The organism is Streptomyces globosus, from assembly GCF_003325375.1.
In the GTDB taxonomy this organism is placed as follows: domain Bacteria; phylum Actinomycetota; class Actinomycetes; order Streptomycetales; family Streptomycetaceae; genus Streptomyces; species Streptomyces globosus_A.
On the sequence record NZ_CP030862.1, the window covers coordinates 6,581,228 to 6,604,771 of the forward strand.

A 23,544-nucleotide genomic window follows, 5' to 3' on the forward strand; every position below is an offset into this window, starting at 1 on the left:
AACCCCCGTGCGAGGCTGGTAGCGCCGCGGCCGCGACGGCCGGGGCCACCGACCCGCCGAGCACCCCTGGGGGCCACGAGATGATTCCCGCCGAAGGCGAACCGCAGCGCATCCTCGTCGTCGACGACGAGCCGGCCGTGCGGGAGGCCCTGCGCCGCAGCCTCGCCTTCGAGGGCTACGCCGCGCAGACCGCCGTCGACGGCCTCGACGCCCTCGACAAGGCGGCCGCCTCGCCCCCCGACCTGATCGTCCTGGACATCCAGATGCCCCGCATGGACGGCCTGACCGCCGCCCGCCGGCTGCGCGCCGCCGGGAACACCACCCCGATCCTGATGCTGACCGCCCGCGACACCGTCGGCGACCGGGTCACCGGCCTCGACGCCGGCGCCGACGACTACCTCGTCAAGCCGTTCGAGCTGGACGAGCTGTTCGCCCGGGTCCGCGCCCTGCTGCGGCGCAGCGCGTACGCGGCCGCGAACGCCCCGGGCACCGCGGCCCCGTCCGAGGACGTCCTGTCCTTCGGGGACCTGCGGATGGACCCCGCCACCCGCGAGGTCACCCGGGCCGGCCGGCCGGTGGAGCTGACCCGCACCGAGTTCACGCTGCTGGAGATGTTCCTGACCCACCCGCGGCAGGTCCTCACCCGCGAGCAGATCCTCAAGACCGTGTGGGGCTTCGACTTCGAACCGAGCTCCAACTCCCTGGACGTGTACGTGATGTACCTGCGCCGCAAGACCGAGGCCGGCGGCGAGCCCCGCCTCGTCCACACCGTGCGCGGAGTCGGCTACGTACTGCGCGCCCCCGGGTCGGGGGACGGCGGGGGCACCGAATGAGCCCCGCCGCCCGGTTCCGCCGGCTGCCGCTGCGCTCCCGGCTCGCGCTGCTCGTCGCGGTCGCCGTGGCGGTGGCCGTCGCCGCCGTCGCCGCCGTGTCGTGGGTGATGGTCCGCACCCAGCTCCGCGAGCAGCTCGACCAGTCGCTGGTGGCGACCAACCCGTCGCGGGAGGTCGTACGGATCCTCGACGGCGGCATCTGCGCGACCGGCCCCGCCCGCCCCTCCCAGGACATCGCCGGGAACCTCAACGCGACCGTGCAGATCGTCCTGGCCGGCGGAGCGCACTGCTGGGTCGCCGGCCGCACCGACCTGCCCGTCACCCAGGCCGACCGCGAGGTCGCCGCCGCCCGCCGGCCGAACGTCCTGCACGACGTGGTGGCCGCCGACGGCAGCCGGATGCGCGTCTACACCCTCCAGGCGCAGGCCGGCCCCGACACCAAGGTCTTCGCCATCTCCATCGCGAAACCGCTCGCCGACATCGACAAGCCGCTGTCCACGCTGACGTGGGTCCTGGTGCTGGTGTCCGGGATCGGCGTCGTCGGCGCCGGAGCGGCCGGGCTGTGGGTCGCCCGGACGGGGCTGCGCCCGGTCGACGAGCTGACCGGGGCCGTCGAGCACATCGCCCGCACCGAGGACCTGACCGTGCGGATCCCCGACGAGGGCGAGGACGAGATCGCCCGCCTGTCGCGGTCGTTCAACTCCATGACGGCGGCGCTCGCCTCCTCCCGGGACCGCCAGTCCCGCCTCATCGCGGACGCCGGCCACGAACTGCGCACCCCGCTGACCTCGCTGCGGACCAACGTCGAACTGCTGGCGCGCAGCGAGGAGACCGGCCGCCCCCTTCCCGCCGAGGACCGCCGCGAGCTGCTCGCCTCGGTGAAGGCGCAGACCGCCGAGCTGGCCGCGCTGATCGGCGACCTCCAGGAGCTGTCCCGTACGGACGCGGCGCCCGCGGCCCGGCTGGAGGTGGTGGCCCTGCACGAGGTGGCGCGCAGCGCCCTGGCCCGGGCCCGGCTGCGGGGCCCCGAGCTGGAGTTCGCGGCTGCCCTGGAGTCCTGGTACGTGCGCGGGGAGGCGGCCGCCCTGGAGCGGGCGGTGGTGAACCTGCTCGACAACGCGGTGAAGTTCAGCCCGCCGGGCGGCCGTGTGGAGGTCTCGCTGCGGGCGGGCGCGCTGACCGTGCGGGACCAGGGGCCCGGCATCCCGCCGGAGGACCTCCCGCACGTCTTCGAGCGGTTCTGGCGCTCGCCGTCCGCGCGGGCGCTGCCCGGCAGCGGGCTCGGCCTGTCGATCGTGGCGCGGACGGCGCAGCGCGCCGGCGGCACCGTACAGCTGCGGCCCCCCGCGGACGGCGGACCGGGCACGGAGGCGGTGCTGCGCATCCCCGGCGCGCCGACCCCGCCGCCGGCGGCCGCCCCGCAGCCGCCCGGCGGCCCGCGGGCCGTGCCCGACCAGTGACGCGAAACCCCTGTCCCGGCACGGCAGTCGGACGGGCCGGGAAACGCCGCGAGGGGGCGGCGGGCCGGGTGGCCCGCCGCCCCCTCGGGCGTGCGGTGCGGCCGTGGCCGCCGGCGCTCGCGCGCCTTACTTCACGACGGTGATGCGGTTGGCCGCCGGCGGGGCGATCGGGCTCGCCGGCGTCGACTTCCCCAGGTAGGCGTTGAAGGCGTCCAGGTCGGAGATGCCGACCAGCTTGTTCTTGTGCTCCTTCAGCACGCCGAAGCCGTCGCCGCCGCCCGCGAGGAACTCGTTCATCACGACGCGGTAGGTCTTCGCCGGGTCGATCGGCGCACCGTTCAGCCTCACCGAGTCCACGACGATCCGGTCGGCGCCCGACTTCGTCATGTCCAGGGTGTACGTGAAGCCCTTCGAGACCTGGAGGATCTTCGGGCTGGCACCGTTGAGCGGGCCGCTGACCTGCTGCTGCAGCGCGGTGATCAGCTGCGCGCCGGTCAGGTCCACGACGTTCAGCATGTTGTTGAACGGCTGCACCGTGTACGACTCGCCGTAGGTGACGACGCCGTCGCCCTCCTCGCCCGCGGCCTTGAAGGCCAGGTCCGAGCGGATGCCGCCCGGGTTCATCAGGGCAAGCTGCGCGCCGCCCTTGTCCGCGGCGGCCGTGGCCTCCAGCTGCGCGTCCGCGATCAGGTCGCCCAGCGGCTTCTCCGGCGCGTCCAGGCCGCGGCCCGGGATGTCGCCCGCGATGTAGCCCATCGGGCGGTTCGCGATCGGCGCGGCGAGGGTCTGCCAGCGGTTGATCAGCTCGGTCATGTCCGGGGCCTTGGCCACGTCACGCGTGACGACCTTGTTGACCGGCGCCGGCGACGACACGGCCGTGCGGACGATGTCCTTGGTCTTCAGGTCGTACTTCAGCGTGGTCTCGGTGAACAGCCGGCCCAGGGAGGACGCCGAGGTGACCGTGCGCGGGTTGCCTGCCGGGTCCGGGATGTTGCAGGCGTACGCCTGGTGTGTGTGGCCCGTGACCAGCGCGTCGACCTTCGCGTCCACGTTCTTCGCGATGTCGACGATCGCGCCGGAGATGCCGGCGCCGGCGCCCGGCACGTTGCAGTCGTAGTTGTAGGCGCCGCTCGCGGGCAGGCCGCCCTCGTGGATCAGGGCGACGATCGACTTCACGCCCTGCTTGTTCAGCTCGGCCGCGTACTTGTTGATCGTCTCGACTTCGTCGTTGAACTTCAGGCCCTTGACGCCCTCGGCCGTCACGACGTCCGGCGTGCCCTCCAGGGTGACGCCGATGAAGCCGATCTTCACCGGCCCCTTCTTCCACACGAAGGTCGGGGACATCATCGGACGCTTGGTCTTCTCGTCCGTCACGTTCGCCGCGAGGTAGGGGAACTCGGAGCCGGTGAACTCCTTGCCCATCTCGTAGCAGCCCTCGTCCGGGTGGCAGCCGCCGTACACCATGCGGCGCAGCTCGGCCCGGCCCTCGTCGAACTCGTGGTTGCCGACGCTGGTGACGTCGAGGTCGAGCTTGTTGAGCGCCTCGATGGTCGGCTCGTCGTGGAAGAGGCCCGACAGCATCGGGCTGCCGCCGATCATGTCGCCCGCCGCGGCGGTGACGGAGTACTTCTTGCCCTTGCGGGCCTCGCGCAGGCTGGTCGCCAGGTACTCGACACCGCCGGCCGGGACGGCCTTCGTCGTGCCGTCCGCCTGACGCTCGGTCACGGTGCCGGAGGAGCCCTGCGGGGCCTCCAGGGTGCCGTGGAAGTCGTTGAACGACAGCAGCTGCACATCCACGGTGCGGTTCTTGCCCGCACCGGCGGCACCGGCCGGCAGGGCGGCGGCGACCATCGCGCCGGAAGCGGCCGTGACGGCCACGGCGATCAGGGTCAAACGGCGGGTGCGCCGGTGCCGTTGTGGCGTCGCTGACATTTCGTCCCCTTACGAACAGCGGCGAATCTTGGGAGGTCGGGGCGCAGCCTAAGGTCAACGCGCGTAGCACGAACAGGGGTGTGAGGTATCTCGCTCGTCACACCCGCCCGCACCGCCCCGGACGGCCGATACCGGCCACGGCCCCGCGCCGCCCCCGCCGGCGCGCCAGCGCCGGCGGGCCCGTCCGCCGTACGCTCGGACCATGACTGACGACGCAGCAGCGGCCCTGGAACCGGGACGCCGGATCGAGACCCTCGACGAACTGACGGCAGAGCAGGCCGACGCCGTGGTCGGCCTCATCGAGGACGCGGCCCTCACGGACGGCACCACCGCCGTCTCCGAGCAGGGCCGGCTCCAGCTGCGCGGCGGGCCCCGCGAGGGCGTCCGCCACTTCCTGCTCACCGAGAAGGGGCGGCTCGCCGGCTACGGCCAACTGGAGGACACCGACCCGGTGGAGGCGCCCGCCGCCGAGCTCGTCGTCCACCCCGCGCTCCGCGGGCGCGGCCACGGCCGGGCGCTGGGCCAGGCCCTCCTCGCCGCCTCGGGCAAGCGCATCCGGGTGTGGGCGCACGGGGGCAAGTCGGCCGCCCGGCACCTGGCCCAGGTCCTCGGCCTGACCCTCTTCCGCGAGCTGCGCCAGCTGCGCCGCCCGCTCGGCGCCGGCGCGCCGCCGCTGCCCGACCCGGTCCTGCCCCCCGGGGTCGCCGTCCGCACCTTCGTCCCCGGCAAGGACGACGCCGCCTGGCTCGCGGCGAACGCCGCAGCGTTCGCCCACCACCCCGAGCAGGGCTCGCTCACCCAGCGCGACCTGGACGACCGCATCGCCCAACCGTGGTTCGACCCCAAAGGCTTCTTCCTCGCCGAACGCGAGGGCGAGATCGTCGGCTTCCACTGGACGAAGGTCCACGCCGCCGAGGGGCTCGGCGAGGTCTACGTCGTCGGCGTGCTGCCCGGCGCGCAGGGCGGCGGCCTCGGCAAAGCGCTGACCGCGGTCGGCCTGCACCACCTCGCCGCCGCCGGCCTGCCGACCGCCATGCTCTACGTGGACGCCGACAACCCGGCCGCCCTCGCCGTGTACGAAGGCCTCGGCTTCAGCACGCACGAGGTCGACCTCATGTACCGCACCGAAAGCTGAACGCGCCCACCGCACCGGCAGCCGCCGCAGCAGCGCCTCCGTCCGGGGCCCCGGGACCGCCCGGTGCTCCGGACGGGTGCATTCCGGAGCGAATCCGGCGTACGCACACCCCCGCGGACCCCGGCCGCCATGCCCCGTTCACCGGTGCTTAAGACACGCTTGCGAACCTCCCCGCATGCAGTCCCGACTCCGGTCCACACCGCCCCCCTCCGACGCGCCTGACCTGGCGTGCGCGCGGAAGAATGGAGTCATGAGCCACCAGCCCGGCGCAGGCCCCACCGAGGTCCCCGCCCAGCACCCGTCGCACCCGTCCGCCGCGGCACCCGCAGGGCCGCCCGCCGCACCCGCGCGGCTCGGCTCCATCGCCGCGCACCGCCCGCGCGCCGGACTCGAATCCGATCTCGGCCCCGACATCGACGGCGACCTCGACTCCTACGAGGAGAAGGACGGCGGCGAGCTGCCCGCCGACCGGTTCCTCGACCGGGAGCGCAGCTGGCTGGCCTTCAACGAGCGGGTCCTGGAACTGGCCGAGGACCCGACGACCCCGCTGCTGGAGCGGGCGAACTTCCTCGCCATCTTCGCCGGCAACCTCGACGAGTTCTTCATGGTCCGCGTCGCCGGCCTCAAGCGGCGCATCGCCACCGGCGTCGCCACCCGGTCCGCCTCCGGCCTCCAGCCCCGAGAGGTCCTCGACCTGATCTGGACCCGCTCCCGCGAGCTCATGGCCCGGCACGCCGCCTGCTTCCAGCACGACGTCGCCCCCCAGCTCGCCGACGAGGGCATCCACCTCATCCGGTGGCCGGACCTCGCCGAGAAGGAGCAGGCCCGCCTCTTCACCCTGTTCCGCAACCAGATCTTCCCCGTGCTGACCCCGCTGGCCGTGGACCCCGCGCACCCGTTCCCGTACATCTCGGGCCTGTCGCTGAACCTGGCCGTCGTCGTCCGCAACCCCGTCAGCGGCCACCGGCACTTCGCCCGCGTCAAGGTGCCGCCGCTGCTGCCCCGCTTCCTGGAGGCCTCCCCGCAGCGGTACGTCCCGCTGGAGGACGTCATCGCCGCGCACCTGGAAGAGCTCTTCCCCGGCATGGAGGTGCTCGCGCACCACATGTTCCGCGTCACCCGCAACGAGGACCTGGAGGTCGAGGAGGACGACGCGGAGAACCTGCTCCAGGCCCTGGAGAAGGAGCTCATGCGGCGCCGCTTCGGCCCGCCCGTCCGCCTGGAGGTCGAGGAGTCCATCGACCCCGGCGTCCTGGACCTCCTCGTGCAGGAGCTGAACATCTCCGCCGCCGAGGTCTACCCGCTGCCCGGGCCGCTGGACCTGACCGGCCTCTTCGGGATCGCCTCGCTGGACCGGCCCGAGCTGAAGTACCGCAAGTTCGTCGCCGGCACCCACCGCGACCTGTCAGAGGTCGAGTCCGCGTCCGCGCCCGACATCTTCGCCGCGCTGCGCGAGCGGGACGTCCTGCTGCACCACCCGTACGACTCCTTCTCCACCTCCGTCCAGGCCTTCCTGGAGCAGGCGGCCGCCGACCCCGACGTCCTCGCCATCAAGCAGACGCTCTACCGCACCTCCGGCGACTCGCCCATCGTCGACGCCCTGATCGACGCGGCCGAGTCCGGCAAGCAGGTCCTCGTCCTCGTCGAGATCAAGGCCCGCTTCGACGAGCAGGCCAACATCAAGTGGGCCCGCAAGCTGGAGGAGGCCGGCTGCCACGTCGTCTACGGCCTCGTCGGCCTCAAGACCCACTGCAAGCTGTCGCTCGTCGTCCGCCAGGAGGGCGAGACCCTGCGCCGCTACTCGCACGTCGGCACCGGCAACTACCACCCCAAGACGGCCCGCCTGTACGAGGACCTCGGCCTGCTCACCGCCGACCCGCAGGTCGGCGCGGACCTCTCCGACCTCTTCAACCGGCTCTCCGGCTACTCCCGCCGCGAGACCTACCGCCGCCTCCTCGTCGCGCCCCGCTCCCTGCGCGACGGGCTGATCGCCCGCATCGACAAGGAGGCCGCCCACCAACGGGCCGGCCGCCCCGCATACGTGCGGATCAAGGTGAACTCCATCGTCGACGAGGCCCTCATCGACGCCCTCTACCGGGCCTCCCGGGCCGGGGTCCCCGTCGACATCTGGGTCCGCGGCATCTGCGCCGTCCGCCCCGGTGTGGCGGGGCTCTCGGAGAACATCCGGGTGCGCTCCGTCCTCGGCCGCTTCCTGGAGCACTCCCGCGTCTTCGCCTTCGGCAACGGCGGCGAACCGGAGGTGTGGCTCGGCAGCGCCGACATGATGCACCGCAACCTCGACCGCCGCATCGAGGCGCTGGTCCGGGTCGCCGACCCCGCGCACCGCTCCGCCCTGGACCGGCTGCTGGAGACCGGCATGTCCGACTCCACCTCCTCCTGGCACCTGGGCCCGGACGGCGAGTGGACGAGGCACAGCACCGACCACGAGGGCCAGCCGCTGCGGCACGTCCAGGAGATGCTCATAGACGCCCGGAGGCGCCGGCGTGGCTCTGCGAAACCCTGATACGACGGCGTACGGAAGCGGCGGGGCCCTCGCGGGGGACGTGCTCGGCGCGTACCTGCGGACCCAGGCCGTCGCCTTCCTGCGCGCCCTGCGGCTGCACACCGAAGCCGCGGGATCCGCTCCGGCGGGCGGAGCCGCCGCGGCCGACGCCGCCGAGGCGGCGCGCGGCCTGCGCGGCGCCGCGCGCCGGATCGCCGGGTCCCTCACCACCTTCCGCGCGGTCACCGACAGCGCCTGGGCCGACGGCCTGCGCGGCGAGCTGGCCTGGCTGTCCTCGGTACTGGCCGACGAGCACACGTCCGCCGCCCTGCCGGCCCGGCTCCTGGACGCCCTGCACCGGCTCTCCGGCTCCCCCGACCGGCCGGGCGGCGCCGCCGGCGGCGGCCTCGCCGCCGGCCCGTTGCGGGCGGCGGCACTGCTGGAGCGGCAGCTGGCGCCCGCCCGGGCCCGCGCCCATGCGGCCGCCCTCCAGGCGATGGGCTCGTCCCGGTTCCATGCCGTCGTGGACGCGGTCGCCGTCCTGGCCTCCGAGGTGCCGCTGGACCCCGTTGCCGCCCGGGGCCCGGTCGCGGACGTCCTCGTCCCGCTGGCCGCGGTGCCCCGGGCCCGGCTGGAGGCGGCCGTCGCCGCCCTGCCGCGGCCCGCCCAGGCACCCCCGTACGACGCCGGGCAGGACGGCTCCTGGCACGAGGTGCGCCACCTGCTGCGCATCCACCGCTACGCGCGCGAGGCACTGGGCGAGGACGTGGCCCGGCCGGCCGAGGCGGGCGGGGCCCTCGCCCGCCAGGGGGACGCCGCGGAGGCGGCCGCGGCCTCGGCGGCCGCCGCCCGCACCCCGCGCATCGCCCCCGCGACGGCATACGCCCTGGGCGTGCTGCACGCCGACCAGCGCCACGAGGCCGAGGCGGCCCGCCGTGCCTTTCACCGCATCTGGCACCCCGCCCCCACTCCTGCCTGACCCCCGGCGGCGGAGGAGGGTCGATTTCCGGCCGGATGTGCCGCGCCGCGGAAACACCGCAGCCGTCCGGCAGGCGCCACACCCGGCCGTTCGGCGAGGTTCACCTCCCGTTCATTCGCTCCCGTTGATGGCTTCACCTGATCTGCCTAATTTCGGTAGTGCGCCCAGCGCGCCACTGGCCGAATCCAACGGCACCCTGCCTGCAGACGTAGTCCTCTTCGCACGCCGCCCCGACACCGACAGCGGCCGGCGGCTTCTGGAAGGAACACCCGAAAGTGAAGCTTCAGCGCAAGAACATGCTTCGTGCCTCCGCTCTCGGCGCGCTGGTCGTGTCCGGCGCCCTGGTCCTCACGGCGTGCGGCTCGGACGACAACACGGGCGCCGGCACGAACGCCAGCGGCAAGCCGTCGGCCGCCGCGGGCGACATCAAGTGCGACGGTGCATCCGGCAAGCTGCTCGCCTCCGGCTCCTCCGCCCAGAAGAACGCGGTGGACCTGTGGGTCAAGAACTACATGGCCGCCTGCTCCGGCGTCGAGGTCAACTACAAGTCGTCCTCCTCCGGCGAGGGCATCGTCGCCTTCAACCAGGGCACCGTCGGCTTCGCCGGCTCGGACTCGGCGCTCAAGCCCGAGCAGGTCGAGGAGTCGAAGAAGATCTGCACCGGCGGCCAGGGCATCAACCTGCCGATGGTCGGCGGCCCGGTCGCCATCGGCTACAACCTCTCCGGCGTCGACAAGCTCGTCCTCGACGCCCCCACGATCGCCAACATCTTCAACGACAAGATCAAGAAGTGGGACGACGAGGCGATCAAGAAGCTGAACCCCGGCGTCGCCCTCCCGTCCACGGCGATCCAGCACTTCCACCGCTCCGAGGACTCCGGCACCACCGAGAACCTCGGCAAGTACCTGAAGGCCGCCGCCCCCGACGCCTGGACCTACGACGCCGCCAAGAAGTGGCCGGCCCCCGGCGGCCTCGGCGCCTCCGGCTCCTCCGGCGTCGCCACCCAGGTCAAGCAGGTCGACGGCGCCATCGGCTACTTCGAGCTGTCCTACGCCACCTCCCAGAACATCAAGACGGTCGACCTGAACACCGGCGCGGCCGCCCCGGTCAAGGCCTCCGCCGACAGCGCCTCCAAGGCCATCGCCGCCGCCAAGGTCGTCGGCACCGGCTCCGACCTCGCCCTCAAGCTCGACTACACCACCAAGGCCGAGGGCGCCTACCCGATCGTCCTGGTGACCTACGAGGTCGTCTGCGACAAGGGCAACAAGGCCGAGACCCTGCCGACCGTGAAGTCCTTCCTCGGCTACGCCGCCTCGGACGCCGGCCAGAAGATCCTCTCCGACCACGGCTACGCCCCGATCCCCGCCGAGATCAACAGCAAGGTCCGCGAGATCGTCAACTCGCTGTCCTGACCCCCCGAGCCGCGCAGCGCCGGGCCCGCCCGCACCAGCGGGCGGCCCCGGCCCCGCGGCCCCTCCCCCGCCCGCGGGGGATCCGGTGCACCGCCGCCAGGGGGCGCGTCCCCCGTCCAGACCGGAAAGACCATGGCTACCACCACACCCACCCAGACAGACTCGCCACCGCCGCCTGTCTCCGCGAGCGTGAAGACCGCCGGCCGCGCCGGTGACGCGGTCTTCTCCGGGCTCTCCAAGGGCTCCGGGATCCTGCTCCTGGTGATCATGGCGTCGATCGCCGTGTTCCTCACCTACCGGGCCGCCATCGCCCTGTCGCAGAACGAGGGCAACTTCCTCACCACCTTCGACTGGGACGCCTCCGCGAACCCGCCCGTCTTCGGCATCGCCGTCCTGCTCTTCGGCACCGTCGTCAGCTCGATCATCGCGATGGCCATCGCCGTCCCGATCGCCGTCGGCATCGCCCTCTTCATCTCGCACTACGCGCCGCGGAAGCTGGCCGCCACCCTCGGCTACGTCGTCGACCTGCTGGCCGCGGTGCCCTCGATCATCTACGGCATCTGGGGCGCGCTCTTCCTCGTCCCGCAGCTCGCCGGCCTCAACCTCTGGCTCGACGAGTACCTCGGCTGGACCTACGTCTTCGACAAGTCCCAGCCCGGCGTCGCCCGCTCCCTCTTCACCGTCGGCATCCTCCTCGCGATCATGATCCTGCCGATCGTGACGAGCGTCAGCCGCGAGGTCTTCCTCCAGGTCCCGCGCATGAACGAGGAGGCCGCCCTGGCTCTCGGCGCGACCCGCTGGGAGGTCATCCGGATGGCCGTCCTGCCCTTCGGCCGCTCCGGCGTCATCTCCGCCTCCATGCTCGGCCTCGGCCGCGCCCTCGGCGAGACCATGGCCGTCGCCACGGTCCTCTCCCCGAGCTTCCTGATCTCCGGGCACCTCCTCGATCCGGGCGGCGGCACCTTCGCCCAGAACATCGCCGCGAAGTTCGACGAGGCCAACGAGTTCGGCCGCGACGCCCTCATCGCCTCCGGCCTGGTCCTCTTCCTCCTCACCCTGCTGGTCAACGGCGCCGCACGCATGATCATCGCGCGCCGCAAGGAGTACTCGGGGGCGAACGCCTGATGAGCCACGCAATCCAGGACCAGCGCCCCGTCCGGGCCCCCGGATCCCGCACCGGCGGCAGCCTCACCCGCGGCGGCCTGCCCCGCTGGGCGCCCGCCGCCACCGCGGTCCTCTCCACCCTGCTCGGCTGCGGGGCCGGCCTCGCCTTCGGCCTGCAGAGCAAGATCCAGTGGGGCCTGATCGCCGCGCTCCTCTTCGTCGCCGCCACCTACGGCTCCAGCGCGGTCGTCGAGAACACCCGCCAGGCCAAGGACCGCGTCGCGACGTCCGTGATCTGGGTCTGCTTCCTGCTCGCCGTCGTCCCGCTCGTCTCGCTGCTCTGGACGACCGTGAGCCGCGGCGTGAAGGCCCTGAGCGGCCACTTCCTGACGCACTCCATGAACGGCGTGACCGGCTTCGAACCGGGCGGCGGCGTCTACCACGCCCTGCTGGGCACCATCGAGCAGGTCGCCCTGGCGACCCTGATCGCCGCGCCCATCGGCCTGCTGACCGCCGTCTACCTGGTCGAGTACGGCAAGGGCCGGCTCGCCAAGGCCGTCACGTTCTTCGTCGACGTCATGACCGGCATCCCCTCCATCGTCGCCGGCCTGTTCATCCTGACGACCTGGAACCTGATGCTCGGCTTCGGCCCCTCCGGCTTCGCCGGCGCGATGGCCCTGTCGATCCTGATGATGCCCGTGGTGGTCCGCTCCACCGAGGAGATGCTCAAGCTCGTCCCGAACGAGCTGCGCGAGGCCGCCCTCGCCCTCGGCGTGCCGAAGTGGCGTGTGATCCTCAAGGTGGTCCTCCCGACCGCCGTCGGCGGCATCTCCACCGGCCTGATGCTGGCCGTCGCCCGCATCGCCGGCGAGACCGCCCCGATCATGCTGCTGGTCTTCGGCTCCCAGCTGATCAACGGCAACCCCTTCGAAGGCGCCCAGTCCTCGCTCCCGCTCTACATCTGGGAGCAGTACAAGGTCGGCAGCGACGCCTCCTACGACCGGGCATGGGCCGCAGCGCTCGTCCTGATCGCCTTCGTCATGATCCTCAACCTGGTGGCCCGCGGCATCGCCCGCTGGAAGGCCCCGAAGACCGGTCGCTGAGCGACCGCACGAAAGCGAAGTGACCCTCATGGCCAAGCGAATCGACGTCAGCGGCCTCTCCGCCTTCTACGGCACCCACAAGGCCATCGACGACATCTCGATGACCGTGGAGCCGCACTCCGTGACCGCCTTCATCGGCCCCTCCGGCTGCGGCAAGTCCACCTTCCTGCGCACCCTGAACCGGATGCACGAGGTCACCCCCGGCGGCCGCGTCGAGGGCAAGGTGCTCCTGGACGACGAGAACCTCTACGGCCCCGGCGTCGACCCGGTCGCCGTCCGCCGCACGGTCGGCATGGTCTTCCAGCGCCCCAACCCCTTCCCCACCATGTCGATCTTCGAGAACGTGGCGGCGGGCCTGCGCCTGAACGGCGGCCACCGCCGGCAGGACCTCGCCGACATCGTCGAGCGGTCCCTGCGCGGCGCCAACCTGTGGAACGAGGTCAAGGACCGGCTGAACAAGCCGGGCTCCGGCCTCTCCGGCGGCCAGCAGCAGCGCCTGTGCATCGCCCGCGCCATCGCGGTCGAGCCCGAGGTCCTGCTGATGGACGAGCCCTGCTCGGCCCTCGACCCGATCTCCACCCTCGCCATCGAGGACCTGATCGGCGAGCTGAAGGAGCGCTTCACGATCGTCATCGTGACGCACAACATGCAGCAGGCGGCCCGCGTGTCGGACCGCACCGCCTTCTTCAACCTCGCCGCGGTCGGCCAGCCCGGAAAGCTCATCGAGATCGACGAGACCGACCGGATCTTCTCCAACCCTTCCGTCCAGGCGACCGAGGACTACATCTCGGGCCGCTTCGGCTGAGCCGCCCTGCGGTGCTGCATGGCGGTGCCACCGCAAGGCGAAGGGCCGGCTCCCCTCGGGTGGGGGAGCCGGCCCTTTCTCGTCTCCGGGCCCGGGGGCCCGTACGCACGCCGGCTAGCCGACGGCCAGGTTGACGAGCCAGAAGCACACCGCGGCCGCGAGCGCCGCGGCCGGCATGGTGATGAACCAGCCCAGGATGATGTTCTTGGCGACGCCCCAGCGGACCGCGTTGACCCGCTTGGTCGCCCCCACGCCCATGATCGCCGAGGTGATCACGTGGGTCGTGGAGATCGGCGCGTGGAAGAGGTACGACGCCGTGTACATGATCGAGGCGCCGGTGGTCTCCGCGGCGAAGCCCTGCGGCGGGTCCAGTTCGATGATCTTGCGGCCGAGGGTGCGCATGATGCGCCAGCCGCCCGCGTACGTACCCAGCGACAGCATGACCGCACACGCGATCTTGACCCACACGGGGATCGGCGCGCCCGCCTCCTCGACGTCCGCGATGACCAGGGCCATCACCACGATGCCCATCGTCTTCTGCGCGTCCTGGAGGCCGTGGCCGAGCGCCATCGCGGCCGCCGAGACGGTCTGCGCGATGCGGAAGCCCCGCTTGGCCTTGTGCGGGTTGGCCCGCCGGAAGATCCACATGATCGCGACCATCACCAGGTAGCCGGCGACCAGGCCGACCAGCGGCGAGAGGAACATCGGGATGACGACCTTCTCGACCACGCCGGACCAGATGACCCCGATGCCGCCGGCGAGCGCCGCGCCGACCATGCCGCCGAAGAGCGCGTGCGACGAAGAGGAGGGGAGGCCGAAGTACCAGGTGATCAGGTTCCAGGCGATCGCGCCGACGAGTGCGGCGAAGAGGATCCACATCCCCGTGGCGCCGTGCGGGGTCTCGATGAGCCCCTCGCTGACCGTCTTGGCGACGCCGCTGCCCAGGAAGGCGCCGGCGAGGTTCATCACCGCGGCCATCGCGAGGGCGGCGCGCGGGGTCAGCGCCCGGGTCGAGACCGAGGTCGCGATCGCGTTCGCCGAGTCGTGGAACCCGTTGGTGTACGTGAAACCGAGCGCGACACCGATGGTCACGATCAGAGCGAAGGTGTCCACGGGGTTCAGGACTCCTTGACCGCGATGGTCTCCACCGTGTTCGCGACGTGCTCGAACGCGTCGGCCGCCTCTTCGAGCACGTCGACGATCTGCTTGAGCTTCAGCACCTCGATGGCGTCGTACTTGCCGTTGAAGAGCTGGGCGAGCAGCTTCCGGTGGATCTGGTCGGCCTGGTTCTCAAGGCGGTTGACCTCGATCCAGTACTCAGTCAGGTGGTCCATGGTCCGCAGGTGCGGCATGGCCTCCGCGGTCAGCTCGGCCGCCCGCGCCAGGACCTCGATCTGCTGCTCGACGCCCTTGGGGAGCTCCTCGATGTTGTAGAGGACGACCAGGTCGACGGCCTCCTCCATGAAGTCCATGATGTCGTCGAGCGAGGAGGCCAGGGAGTAGATGTCCTCGCGGTCGAACGGCGTGATGAAGGAGGAGTTCAGCTGGTGGAAGATCGCGTGGGTGGCGTCGTCCCCCGCGTGCTCGGCCGCCCGCATGCGCTCCGCGATCTCGGCTCGGGCGGGTGGCTCCGCTCCGAGCAGTTCCATCAGGAGCTTGGAGCCCGTGACGATGTTGTCCGCGGATGCGGCAAACATGTCGTAGAAGCTCGTCTCCCTGGGGGTCAGACGAAATCGCACGTGTGGTCCTCGGGGTGCATCGGATTCGGTCACCTGATGCTAGGCGCTCGCTCCGGCCACGGCTAACCCGCCGTTCTCCGTGTCCTCCATCAGGCAGAGTGGGCCCGCGGGCCCCTGCCCCCGGCCGCGCGGCCCGGTATTCTATACCCGTCGGGGGTATCCCCGGCTCGTCGCGGACCACGGGAGGACCCATGACGGCCATCGAGGCGGAGAGCTCCGGATCCGGCGCCGGCACCGCGGCGCATGCGGTACACGGGTACCACCACCGCAAGGACGAGCACCTCAAGCGGCTGCGCCGGATCGAGGGACAGATCCGCGGCCTCCAGCGCCTCGTCGACGAGGACGTCTACTGCATCGACATACTCACCCAGGTCTCGGCGAGCACGAAGGCCCTGCAGTCCTTCGCCCTCCAGCTCCTGGAGGAGCACCTGCGGCACTGCGTGGCCGACGCGGCCGTCAAGGGCGGGGGCGAGATCGACGCCAAGGTCGAGGAGGCCACGAAGGCCATCGCCCGCCTGCTGCGCACCTGAGCCGCCGGCTCGGCCGGCCCGTGCAGGGGGCGCGCGCCCGTACCCCGCGGGAAGGGGGTACGGGCCCGCCCGGCCCGCGGCTACAGGCCGAGCCCCATGAGGACCTCGTCGATCCGGTCCTGGCTGAGCCGCTCCTCGTCGGCGGCGGACGCGGCGATGATCAGCTCGCCGCACAGTTCGATCTCGGCCAGCGCCACGTGGTCCTGCACCGTCGCACCGCACACGGGGGTCACGCGTCTCACCTCGATCTGCCGCCATCGGACATCGGTCTGCGATGCGCCCAGCGTAGGGACGCGCCCGCGGTGTGCGCATGACACGGATGGACCATTTCCGGATACCCCGCCATGGCCCGAAGGCATGGCACCCGGTGCCTCCCCCCGGCTATCCGGCGATCTTCCCGGCGTAAATATCCCTGCTTGCGGGCAATACGACGGTCACCGGAGTGCCGAACCCGTAGAGCAGCGTGGTCGAGGAGACATCGATCACGCCATTGTTGACCCAGCTGAAGCGGTGCCGGACCTTCCGCAGCCGCCCCTCCTCGTCGAGGTAGGCGTCGAAGGGCACCGTGTCCGTGGTGAACCCTTTCGCCGCTGCCTCCAATGCCCCCTTGATTCCCGGGGAGGCGGTTTTCGCCGCCCTCCCGATGTCCGTCGTCCCCTGGTAGTGCCGCACCTTCGTGCCCGCCAGCTCCGTCTCGCCGACGTAGCGGACGTCCCGGGCGCCGCGCAGCAGCTCGGCGGCGGCCAGCGGGTCGGTCGCACCGCCCGTGACCAGGTTCCCGTCCGCGAGGGTGGTGGTGTCGACGCGGACCCACTTGTCGGCGGGCACGCCCGCGCCCCGGTTCTTCATGTACAGCGCGCCGGGCACGAGCAGCTCGGTGATCGGCTGGTGCGCCTCCTTGCCCGCCGGGTCGGCGGGCAGCATGACCAGGAGCTGGCCCATCCGGTTCTTGAAGTCGACGCCGCCCTCGCCGCGGATGGTGACCCGGGTGCCTCCGGTCGCCATCTCCATCGCCGTACGGGCCTGCGCGCTCCCGGTGGCGGCCAGCCGGTCGGGGGCCGCCCTGACGGCGGCCGCCGGATCCGCCGGGGTCCGGTCGTCCCCCGCGGCGGCGGAACCGCCGCACCCGCTCGTCACGGCGACCACCGCGGCCACGCCGACGGCGAGGACCGCCCCGCCCGAGCGGCCGCGCCGCTGCCCCTGCTGGTGCACCACCATCGCCTGCCAACCCCCAACACGTCACCGCTGCTTGTCCGAGGCCCCCACCCGCTGCGGTTTAACGAGGTCCGCGGCCTCCCGTCACGGTGCGGGCCTCCCGGGCGCGCCGCGCCGCCGGTACCGTGGCAGCGTGGACCCGCACACCGGGGCGCCGCCCGCCCCCGAGCCCGAGACCTCCCGCCGCATCCGGATCGCGCCGCAGGATCCGCCTGCCGCGCACACCGCGTCCACCAGTGAGCGCGGCTCGTTCTGCCTGGCAGTGTGCGGCTGCGGCTGGCGCGGCCCGGCCCGCCGCTCGCGCGACCTGGCCCGCAGGGACGCCGCGGAGCACGGCGCCGCGTAGGCCCCGCCCGGCGGGCGCCCCGGCCGCGGCCGCCCGCCGCGGGTGTCACCCGTTCGGCCGCGGCCGGCTGGCGGGGCGGCCGGGCCGCGGGTGCCCTGGAGGCATGCCCGGACCCGCATCGCGCGCCGCCGCCCTCCTCGCGTGGGCGCTGCTCCTCGTCCTCGCGCCCGCGGGCGCGGCCGCGGCGAGGCCGACCGGCTCCGCCGAGGGCCCGGCGGACGTGGCCCTGGCAGTCGGGCTGACCTGCGCCGCCGCTGTGGCGACGGGGCTGTGGCTGCGGGCGCGCCGCCGCAGGGACGCGGAGGCGGGCGGCCGCGGCCCCGAGGGCGGCGAGCGGTGACACCCCGGCACCGGCCGGCCGCGGTGCGGCTGTGCTTCGGCATTGCCGCGCTGTGCGTGCTCGCGGCGGCGCTGATGTTCCTGTGGGACGCGTACGGGCACCCCTGATGCACGGCCGGGTCCGGCCGCTGCGGTGCCGCGGGTCAGGCCGCCAGGTCGTTGTCGCGGGTGAGGCCGCCGCCGCCGACCGCGGCGTGCTCGCCGCCGAGCTCCACCGGCCGGGGCCGGGCGAGGTGGCGGCCCCGTACGAGCCGGGCGGCCCGCGGGGAGCGGGCGGCCGCGCGCACGGCGGGCGTCAGCACGGCCATGGCGAGCGGGGCGAGGACGAGGACGACGGCGGTGCCGAGGGCGAACCCGCCGAGGACGTCGGTGGGGTAGTGGACGCCGATGTAGACGCGGCTGAGCCCCTCGGCGAGGGCCAGGCCGATGCCGAGGAGGCCGATGCGGCGGCGGGCGAGGAACAGGCCCATGCCGAGGGCCATCGTGAAGGTGGCGTGGTCGCTGACGAAGGAGTACAGGCTCTGGCTCGCGGCGGGTTCGAGGACGTGGAGGCCCTCGTGCACCCGGAACGGCCTGTCCCGGCCGACGAGCTGACGCAGCGGCACGTTGGCGGCGAGCGCGATGACCGCGGCGAGCGGCGCCCACAGCAGGGCGGCGAACGTCTCGGCGGCCGCGGCCGGTTCCTGCCGCCGGGCGCCGCGCCAGCACCACAGCACGAGGAGCAGCATCAGGAGGGGGATGCCGTAGGAGCTGGCCAGGACGACGGCTCTGTCGACCGCGGCCGGGGCGTACCGGGCCAGCGCGTTGACGTCGTGGAGCAGGCTGACGTCCACGTTCGGCCCACCGGTTGCCAGTGCAGCCATGGCGATGCGGCCCCTTGTTCTTGCTCGGTTCCCCTACGGGGGCACCCGTGTGTGCACCCCGCGAAACCCCCCCCGTGTCGATCCACCCCGTGACCATGGAACGCCTGCTCGGGCAGGGCGGTTCCCCTCTCCACGGGATGATCACGGCAACGTTATCCAAGAGTGATACGTCGGCGCAGCTCAGGGCCTGCGCTTCACGGAGTGTCGCCCGGGGCCTTCGCGTCGGCGGTGCGGTCGGGCAGGGCCTCCGCCCCGTCCTTGGTGACCCGCGTGGCCCCGAAGTAGTCCGGGGTGTCGATCTTGTCGAAGCGGATCACCGCACCCGTGTAAGGCGCGTTGATCATGTATCCGCCGCCCACGTACAGCCCGACGTGCCGGATCTCCCGCGAGTTCGTCAGATCGTCGGAGAAGAACACCAGGTCGCCCGGGAGCAGTTCCTCCCGCGAGGGGTGCGGACCCGCGTTGTACTGGTCGTTGGCGACGCGCGGCAGCGTGACGCCCACCGACTCGTACGCCGCCTTCGTCAGCCCCGAGCAGTCGAACCGCCCGTCCTGGTCGGGCGTTCCGTTGCCGCCCCACAGGTACGGCGTGCCCAGCTGCTTCTGCGCGAAGTAGATCGCCCCGGCCGCCTGCTGCGAGGGGGCGACCCGCCCGACGGGCCGCTCGAAGCTCTTCGCCAGGGTCGTGATCGCCTTCACGTACCCCTGCGTCTCCTTGTACGGGGGCACGCCCTGGTACTTGAACACGGCGCCGGGGCCGGCGTTGTAGGCGGCGAGCATGTTCGCGACGGGGTCGCCGGGGACCTTCCTGACGTCCTCGGCGAGCGCGCAGTCGTACGAAGCCGCCGAGGGGATCGCGTCGTTGGGGTCCCAGATGTCCCGGTCCCCGTCGCCGTCCCCGTCGATCCCGTGGGTGGCCCAGGTGCCGGGGATGAACTGGGCGATGCCCCGCGCGTCGGCGGGGCTGACGACCGTGGGGTTCCAGCCGCTCTCCGAGTACAGCTGCGCCGCCAGGACCGCCGGGGACAGGGTCGGGCAGAGCACGCCCCACTTCTGCACCAGCGCCTGGTACTTCGACGGCACGGCGCCCTTGGCGAGCCCGAGCGCGCGGCCGCCGGCGCCGCCCGCGATGCCCGCCGCCGCCGAGTACGTGCCGATCACCAGGAGGGCGACGAAGCACAGGAACACAGCGAGGGCGCTCCCGCCGACCTTCCAGAATCTGCGCACCCGTCAACCCTCCCCCATCGGACAGACATTCACATGGATTCACCGACACGTGTCGGATTCATCCCTTTTGCGCCCCCACGTCGAAGCCGCGGCACCACACGCTCTTGTGTTCCGTATCCGAGACGGCGTGCCGGAACACCACCGTCCACCCCCCGGGATCCTGCGCCGGCGCCGGCGCCGGCACCCTCCGGCCGTCCCACTCCATCGAGAAGTCGTCCGGGTACACCACCGACTTCCACTGCGTCGCGTCCCCCTCGTGTACATCGCGCGCCAGGGCGACGAAACCGAGCTGCCGGTTGTCCGACACCCCCGTTGACCGCCCCTGCGCATCCACCTCGTGCGGCGGCTTCACCACCACCGCCACGTGGTACGCGGGCGCCCCCGGCACCGCCTCCTCCAACCGGAACGCGATCCGCACCCGCCCCGGCCGCAGCTCCCCCTCCGGATCCTGCTCGGCCGGCGTGACCGCACCCTGCAACCCCGTCAGCGGCCGCTCCTCCACCTCCGGCCCGCGGCACTCGCCCCGCACCGGATCCCAGGAGTCCGGATTCGGCGCCGTCTGCCGGATCAGCACCGGCGGACCCGCCGACGGCCGGGCCGCCGGCTGCGAACCGGCCGCCGCGTCAGCGGCCGCGGCCGCGCTGCCGCCGCCCGCCGGAATCCGCCACACCGCCACCGCGCCGAGCGCAGCCAGCGCGAGCCCCGCCGCCGCCCACGCCCCGGCCCGGCCGCGCCGCCGCCCGGAGGACGGGCCGGCCGCAGCCGGCGCCGGCGGCACCCACCCGGCCGGCGGCGGATACCCGTACGCCCCCGCCGGCGCCGGCCCCTGCGCCCGTACCGCAGCCCGCGGCACCGCATCGCCCAGCGCCCCCATCCCCGCGTACACCGGATCGCCCGCCAGGGCGCCCTCCGCGGCGCAGCGCTCCACGACCTCCGCCGGGTGCGGCCGCCGCGCCGGGTCCTCCTCCGTACAGGCCGCGACCAGAGCCGCCAGCCCCGGCTCCACCCCGGCCACGTCCAGCGGCCCGCCGACCGCCCCGAGCGGCGGCCGCCCCGTCGCCGCGTACGCCAGCACCGCCCCCAGCGCGAACACGTCCGCCGCGGGACCGGCCTCCGCCCCCGCCCGCACCTCCGGCGCCGCGAAACCGGGCGCGCCCGCACCCCGCGCGAGACCCGAACCGGTGATCTGCGGGCCCTGCGCAGCCAGCACCACGCACTCCGGCGTGAACTCCCGGTGCGCCACCCCGTGCGCGTGGAGCGCCGCCAGCCCCTCCGCCAGCGCGGCCAGCAGCCGACGGCAGGTCGGCGCGGGCAGCGGCCCACGGCCCGCGACCGCGCGGGCCAGCGTCGGCCCGGCCGCGTACTCCGTCGCCAGCCAGAACGGCGGCGCCGCCAGCGAGGCGTCCACCAGGTCCGCCGTGTGCGCCGACCGCACCGCGCGGACGGCCTCCGCCTCGCGCTTGAACCGGGCCAGCGCCTCCGGATCCCCGGTGGTCTGCGAACCGACCACCTGCACCGCCACCAGCCGCCCCCCGGGCGACCGCGCGAGGTACACCGGCCCCAGCGCTCCGGCACCCAGCCGGGCCAGCAGGGCATGCGCCCCCACCTGGGCGGGGTCGGTGTCTGTCAGCGCTTCCACCCGCCAGAGGGTGCCACACGGACCTCCGTGCCCGGCAGGGGGGTTGACCGGCCCGCCGGCCGGCCCGCCGTCAGGGGCGCGGCGCCACGAAAAGGCTCTGCGCCCCCCTGCCGAGGGGCCCCTTCTCGTCGTGCAGGACCGAGTCCGCGAGCCCGATCCCCGCCGGGTCGACGCTCGTCCGCGCCTGCACCCCGACCCACTCGCCCGCCGGGTGCCGGTGCAGATGCACCGTCAGGTCGCTGTTGACGAAGACAAACCGCCTGAAGTCGACGGCCGCGCTGATCCCGTTGCCGGAGTCCGCCGCGACCAGCACCCGGTCCAGCGCCCCGACCGGCTCACCCGCCACCAGCGGCACCCGCATCCGCATCCAGCAGGCCCCCGGCCCCGGCTCGGTGAAGCCCCCCTCGGCGAACCGCATCTCCATCGCCGTGTGGTAGCCCCGCTCCCACGGCACCGCATAGAACGGCGACGGCGCCAGCGACCCCGGCGGCGGCAGCCGCGGCCCCTCCGCCACCGCCGGCACCACACCGTCCCCGGCCACCCGCACCCGCAGCGCCCGCGCGACCACCGCCGGCTGCCCGGCGCCCGCCGGCTCCAGCTCCGCCTCCACCACCTCGGTGCTCCGGCCCAGCCGCAGCTCCCGCACCCGTACGGACACCACGCCCAGCGGCACCGGCCGCAGGATGTCGAAGGTGATCCGCGCGATCCGCATGTCCGGCCGCGCCCCCGCCCGCTCCTCGACCGCCCGGCCGAGCAGCGCGGCCGGCGGCCCCGCGTGCTGCGCCCCCGCATCCCACGGCCCCCGCGTGTCCTCGGTGGCCAGGAACCGCTCCCCGTCGATCCGCTCGTAGAACGCCATGCCCCCGGACGCTACCCCCCGGTAACGCCGGGCACCAGGCCCCGCAGCCCGCCCCAGCACCCGCCTCCCGGCCCGGGCTGTGACAATGGGGAGGTGCCAGCCACCCCCGCCACCCCCGCCGCAGACCCCCACGACAGGGACCGCCTCCGCGCCGACTGCGCGAACTGCTTCGCCCTGTGCTGCGTAGCCCTCCCCTTCGCCAGGTCGAACGACTTCGCCGTGGACAAGGCCGCCGGCACCCCCTGCACGAACCTCCGCCAGGACTTCCGCTGCGGCATCCACACCCGCCTGCGCGACTCCGGTTTCCAGGGCTGCACCACCTTCGACTGCTTCGGCGCCGGCCAGCAGGTCTCCCAGGTCACGTTCGGCGGCGAGGACTGGCGCAGCCACCCCGGCACCGCCCGCCGCATGTTCGAGGTCTTCCCCCTCATGCGGCAGCTCCACGAACTCCTCTTCTACGTCACCGAAGCCCTCGCCCGCCCGGCCGCCCGCCCCCTGCACCCCCGGCTGCGCGCCCTCCTCGACGAGACCACCCGCTGGACCGCCGCCGGCGCCGACGCCCTCACGGCGGACCTGGACCTCCCGGACCTCCGCGGCCGCATCAACACCCTCCTCCTGGAGACCAGCGAACTCGTCCGCGCCGGGGCCCCCGGCCGCCGCCGCAGCCACCGCGGCGCCGACCTCATGGGCGCCCGCCTCGCCGGAGCCGACCTGCGGGGCGCCAACCTCCGCGGCGCCTACCTCATCGCCGCGGACCTCTCCGGCGCCGACCTCCGCCTCGCCGACCTCATCGGCGCCGACTTCCGCGACACCGACCTGCGCGGAGCCGACCTGCGCGACGCCCTCTTCCTCACCCAGGCCCAGCTGGGCGCCGCCCGGGGCGACGCCGGCACCAGGATTCCGCCGGGCCTCACCCGTCCCGCGCACTGGGACTGACGGACCATCCGACCATCGGACCGTCAGACAAACACACCGTCACCACCGCAGGTCAGCGCCCCGGACGGGCCAAGCCCCGGGACACCGGGCAAAGAAGCCCGTCAAGTCGACGTATGACCGGGGTTTCATCAGCGAAGATAGTGGGTGACCCATGCCGTCGGCACGGGCTACCGGAACTACCCGTACAGGGGCGGTGAGTTACATGATCCTGGCAGCCGAAAAGGGCGACATCACCACCATCATCGGCGGAATCGCCCCCAACTGGGGGCCCTTCGGCAGTCTCGGCAACGAAGCGAAGATCATGATCGAAGTGATCATGGCGGTCGCCATTCTCATCTGCCTCGGCATCGCCATCTGGGGCGCCGCCAAGCAGCGCATCGGCGCCACCGCGCTGCGCGACACCTTCAGCGCCGAACAGGGCAAGGGCCTGATCGTCGCCGGGCTCACCGGCGTCTTCATCATCGGCTCCCTCGGCACGCTGTTCACCATCGTCTACGGAATGGCCGTCTAGCCGGACCGCCCGCCGGATCCGGACCAGGGCCCGATCACCACCACACCGCATCCACGCGGGAACCAGCACTACCGT

At 73.2% G+C, this 23,544-nt stretch carries 23 protein-coding genes; 14 read left to right on the plus strand and 9 right to left on the minus strand.

Going from position 1 to position 23,544, the window contains the following annotated elements:
- Nucleotides 1–80 precede the first annotated feature (80 nt).
- Nucleotides 81–833 carry a response regulator transcription factor gene (locus C0216_RS29230; RefSeq protein WP_114058132.1) on the plus strand — a complete coding sequence of 251 codons (753 nt, stop codon included), beginning with the start codon at nucleotides 81–83 and terminating at the stop codon, nucleotides 831–833.
- The gene (locus tag C0216_RS29235) at nucleotides 830–2,293 is read left to right on the plus strand and encodes a sensor histidine kinase (RefSeq protein ID WP_114058133.1); all 1,464 of its coding nucleotides are present in this window, start codon (nucleotides 830–832) and stop codon (nucleotides 2,291–2,293) included. Before C0216_RS29230 ends, C0216_RS29235 begins: the two co-directional genes overlap by 4 nt.
- Nucleotides 2,294–2,419: 126 nt before the next feature.
- Here the strand turns inward: C0216_RS29235 and C0216_RS29240 are convergent, their stop codons facing one another.
- Complete coding sequence (locus tag C0216_RS29240; protein ID WP_114058134.1) at nucleotides 2,420–4,225, minus strand: bifunctional metallophosphatase/5'-nucleotidase; 1,806 nt, start codon at nucleotides 4,223–4,225, stop codon at nucleotides 2,420–2,422.
- Nucleotides 4,226–4,427: 202 nt separating this feature from the next.
- Between C0216_RS29240 and mshD the strand changes: the two genes are divergently transcribed.
- The 7 genes from mshD to pstB all read left to right on the plus strand — a co-directional run bounded on the left by mshD (nucleotide 4,428) and on the right by pstB (nucleotide 13,266).
- Nucleotides 4,428–5,360, plus strand: a complete 933-nt coding sequence (gene mshD, locus C0216_RS29245; RefSeq protein WP_114058135.1) for a mycothiol synthase — start codon at nucleotides 4,428–4,430, stop codon at nucleotides 5,358–5,360.
- A gap of 250 nt (nucleotides 5,361–5,610) precedes the next feature.
- Nucleotides 5,611–7,884: an RNA degradosome polyphosphate kinase gene (locus C0216_RS29250; RefSeq protein WP_114058136.1), complete on the plus strand. Its 2,274-nt coding sequence runs from the start codon at nucleotides 5,611–5,613 to the stop codon at nucleotides 7,882–7,884.
- A complete protein-coding gene (locus C0216_RS29255) occupies nucleotides 7,865–8,842 on the plus strand; it encodes a CHAD domain-containing protein (protein ID WP_246042736.1) in 978 nt (325 codons plus the stop codon). Before C0216_RS29250 ends, C0216_RS29255 begins: the two co-directional genes overlap by 20 nt.
- A gap of 275 nt (nucleotides 8,843–9,117) precedes the next feature.
- Complete coding sequence (pstS, locus tag C0216_RS29260; RefSeq protein WP_114058137.1) at nucleotides 9,118–10,254, plus strand: phosphate ABC transporter substrate-binding protein PstS; 1,137 nt, start codon at nucleotides 9,118–9,120, stop codon at nucleotides 10,252–10,254.
- Nucleotides 10,255–10,386: 132 nt separating this feature from the next.
- The gene (gene pstC / locus C0216_RS29265) at nucleotides 10,387–11,379 is read left to right on the plus strand and encodes a phosphate ABC transporter permease subunit PstC (protein WP_114058138.1); all 993 of its coding nucleotides are present in this window, start codon (nucleotides 10,387–10,389) and stop codon (nucleotides 11,377–11,379) included.
- Nucleotides 11,379–12,461 (plus strand): phosphate ABC transporter permease PstA, encoded by a 1,083-nt coding sequence (pstA, locus tag C0216_RS29270; protein WP_114058139.1) that lies wholly within the window; start codon nucleotides 11,379–11,381, stop codon nucleotides 12,459–12,461. The genes pstC and pstA overlap by 1 nt, the downstream gene beginning before the upstream one ends.
- A gap of 28 nt (nucleotides 12,462–12,489) precedes the next feature.
- The gene (pstB, locus tag C0216_RS29275) at nucleotides 12,490–13,266 is read left to right on the plus strand and encodes a phosphate ABC transporter ATP-binding protein PstB (RefSeq protein WP_114059012.1); all 777 of its coding nucleotides are present in this window, start codon (nucleotides 12,490–12,492) and stop codon (nucleotides 13,264–13,266) included.
- Between the two features lie 114 nt (nucleotides 13,267–13,380).
- Here pstB and C0216_RS29280 read toward each other — a convergent pair whose 3' ends face one another.
- Together C0216_RS29280 and C0216_RS29285 are read right to left on the minus strand one after the other, a co-directional pair.
- Nucleotides 13,381–14,379 carry an inorganic phosphate transporter gene (locus C0216_RS29280; protein ID WP_114058140.1) on the minus strand — a complete coding sequence of 333 codons (999 nt, stop codon included), beginning with the start codon at nucleotides 14,377–14,379 and terminating at the stop codon, nucleotides 13,381–13,383.
- A 5-nt stretch (nucleotides 14,380–14,384) separates the two neighbouring features.
- A complete protein-coding gene (locus C0216_RS29285; protein WP_114058141.1) occupies nucleotides 14,385–15,005 on the minus strand; it encodes a DUF47 domain-containing protein in 621 nt (206 codons plus the stop codon).
- Between the two features lie 191 nt (nucleotides 15,006–15,196).
- Between C0216_RS29285 and C0216_RS29290 the strand changes: the two genes are divergently transcribed.
- A complete protein-coding gene (locus C0216_RS29290) occupies nucleotides 15,197–15,535 on the plus strand; it encodes a metal-sensitive transcriptional regulator (RefSeq protein ID WP_114058142.1) in 339 nt (112 codons plus the stop codon).
- Between the two features lie 80 nt (nucleotides 15,536–15,615).
- Here C0216_RS29290 and C0216_RS33640 read toward each other — a convergent pair whose 3' ends face one another.
- Nucleotides 15,616–15,768 carry a hypothetical protein gene (locus tag C0216_RS33640; protein ID WP_162793084.1) on the minus strand — a complete coding sequence of 51 codons (153 nt, stop codon included), beginning with the start codon at nucleotides 15,766–15,768 and terminating at the stop codon, nucleotides 15,616–15,618.
- A gap of 148 nt (nucleotides 15,769–15,916) precedes the next feature.
- Entirely contained in the window at nucleotides 15,917–16,753 is an 837-nt protein-coding gene (locus C0216_RS29295) for a hypothetical protein (protein ID WP_114058143.1), read from the minus strand.
- Between the two features lie 130 nt (nucleotides 16,754–16,883).
- On the opposite strand from C0216_RS29295, the gene C0216_RS29300 reads away from it, so the two are divergent.
- Both C0216_RS29300 and C0216_RS29305 read left to right on the plus strand, forming a co-directional pair.
- Entirely contained in the window at nucleotides 16,884–17,096 is a 213-nt protein-coding gene (locus tag C0216_RS29300) for a hypothetical protein (RefSeq protein WP_114058144.1), read from the plus strand.
- Between the two features lie 103 nt (nucleotides 17,097–17,199).
- A complete protein-coding gene (locus C0216_RS29305; RefSeq protein WP_114058145.1) occupies nucleotides 17,200–17,436 on the plus strand; it encodes a hypothetical protein in 237 nt (78 codons plus the stop codon).
- A 142-nt stretch (nucleotides 17,437–17,578) separates the two neighbouring features.
- On the opposite strand, the gene C0216_RS29310 is transcribed toward C0216_RS29305, so the two are convergent.
- The 4 genes from C0216_RS29310 to C0216_RS29325 all read right to left on the minus strand — a co-directional run bounded on the left by C0216_RS29310 (nucleotide 17,579) and on the right by C0216_RS29325 (nucleotide 22,022).
- The gene (locus C0216_RS29310; protein ID WP_114058146.1) at nucleotides 17,579–18,298 is read right to left on the minus strand and encodes a phosphatase PAP2 family protein; all 720 of its coding nucleotides are present in this window, start codon (nucleotides 18,296–18,298) and stop codon (nucleotides 17,579–17,581) included.
- 194 nt (nucleotides 18,299–18,492) lie between these two features.
- On the minus strand, nucleotides 18,493–19,524 hold the full coding sequence (locus tag C0216_RS29315; RefSeq protein ID WP_114058147.1) for an NlpC/P60 family protein: 1,032 nt from the start codon (nucleotides 19,522–19,524) through the stop codon (nucleotides 18,493–18,495).
- Between the two features lie 58 nt (nucleotides 19,525–19,582).
- Nucleotides 19,583–21,163 carry a serine/threonine-protein kinase gene (locus C0216_RS29320; protein WP_114058148.1) on the minus strand — a complete coding sequence of 527 codons (1,581 nt, stop codon included), beginning with the start codon at nucleotides 21,161–21,163 and terminating at the stop codon, nucleotides 19,583–19,585.
- Between the two features lie 70 nt (nucleotides 21,164–21,233).
- Nucleotides 21,234–22,022 (minus strand): thioesterase family protein, encoded by a 789-nt coding sequence (locus C0216_RS29325; protein WP_114058149.1) that lies wholly within the window; start codon nucleotides 22,020–22,022, stop codon nucleotides 21,234–21,236.
- 93 nt (nucleotides 22,023–22,115) lie between these two features.
- Here C0216_RS29325 and C0216_RS29330 point away from each other — a divergent pair, with 93 nt between their 5' ends.
- Nucleotides 22,116–22,958, plus strand: a complete 843-nt coding sequence (locus C0216_RS29330) for a pentapeptide repeat-containing protein (protein WP_114058150.1) — start codon at nucleotides 22,116–22,118, stop codon at nucleotides 22,956–22,958.
- Between the two features lie 202 nt (nucleotides 22,959–23,160).
- Entirely contained in the window at nucleotides 23,161–23,469 is a 309-nt protein-coding gene (locus tag C0216_RS29335) for a hypothetical protein (protein WP_114058151.1), read from the plus strand.
- Nucleotides 23,470–23,544: the final 75 nt, after the last annotated feature.